Annotated in this window: 1 protein-coding gene; it reads left to right on the top strand. The window is 59.3% G+C overall.

Going from position 1 to position 1349, the window contains the following annotated elements:
• Window positions 1-6 precede the first annotated feature (6 nt).
• On the top strand, window positions 7-1347 hold the full coding sequence (locus QN222_RS30200; protein WP_284005754.1) for an aspartate aminotransferase family protein: 1341 nt from the start codon (window positions 7-9) through the stop codon (window positions 1345-1347).
• Window positions 1348-1349: the final 2 nt, after the last annotated feature.

The following is a 1349-nucleotide window of genomic DNA, read 5'->3' as shown; positions in this document are numbered from 1 at the left end:
AAACCCATTCAGAAGGAGGCGTCGGGAAAAGCTTTCTACGCGGGCCGCGGCGCGAGCGAAACGTTCACTGTTTCGCATGGCAAAGGAATTTTCTTCTGGGACACCAACGGAAAGCGTTATCTCGACGGTTCGTCCGGCGCAGTTGTCGCAAACATCGGTCACGGCAACGAGCGTGTCCGCGACGCGATGATCGAACAGGCCAATCGCATCAGCTATGTAATCCGCACAGCCTTTACCTGCGACGCGACTGACGAGCTCTGCAGCCTGCTTCCACGGTTGGCTGGCCCCGGCTTCGACCAGGCGTTCCTCGTTTCCGGCGGTTCGGAGGCAGTCGAGGCCGCCCTCAAACTTGCGCGACAATACGCGGTGGTGATGGGGCAAACCAAGCGGAGCAAGATCCTAGCACGCATTCCCGGCTACCACGGTGCGACGCTCGGCGCCGCGGCCGTCACTGGTGATCCCGACAGGGAGGAAATCTTTGGCCCGATTATGCGTGTCATGCCAAAGGTGCCGGCACCCTTTAGCTACCGCATACCGGAAGGCTACGATGTCGACTCGTACGCCGACTATTGCGCAAATGAACTCGAGAAGCAGATCCTGGCCGAAGGCGAGGAGACGGTGCTCGCTTTCATCATGGAGCCGGTCGGCGGAGTCGCCACCGGCGCGTTGGCTGCGCCCGACCATTACTATGCGAAGGTACGGAAGATCTGTGACCGCTACGGCGTCCTGCTGATATTCGACGAAGTAATGAGCGGCGCCGGCCGAACCGGCAAATTTTTGGCTGCCCACCACTGGCCAGACGCTCTTCCCGATCTTGTTGTCTGCGCAAAGGGCCTCAGCGCCGGCTATACTCCGTTCGGCGCGATGATCGCTCCTAACAAAATTGTCGACAAGGTTGTCGAGTCCGGTGGCTTCCTGCACGGCCACACCTATTCCGGCAACCCGCTTTCCTCGGCTATCGCGTTGGCAGTCATCAAAGAGATGCTGAACCAGAACCTGATGGAGAATGCGGAGCGGATGGGCGTCCGGCTGCGCCAGAAGCTAAACGCCCTCAAAGATCGAACAACCACAATCGGCGATGTTCGGGGAAAGGGCTTGCTCAACGCAGTTGAAATCGTCGAGGACCAAGCTACAAAAGCGATCTTTCCGGGCTCAAAGCAGGCGTCCTACCGCGTATCGGAGATTGCACGCAATCTGGGATTGCACGTCTATGCGCGCCGCGCCGCCAGCGGCAGGTTCGGCGAGTGGATCTTGGCATGCCCTCCGCTTATCATCACCGAGCCGGAAGTCGATCTCTTCGTGGAGCTCCTCACGGAGACGTTCCAGATTTTCGAGAGCGAACTCTGATG

It is taken from the genome of Sinorhizobium sp. 6-70 (assembly GCF_030124375.1).
GTDB lineage: Bacteria > Pseudomonadota > Alphaproteobacteria > Rhizobiales > Rhizobiaceae > Sinorhizobium.
The sequence above is the reverse complement of the archived record's forward strand: the minus strand, read 5'-3'. Positions and strand labels throughout refer to the sequence as shown.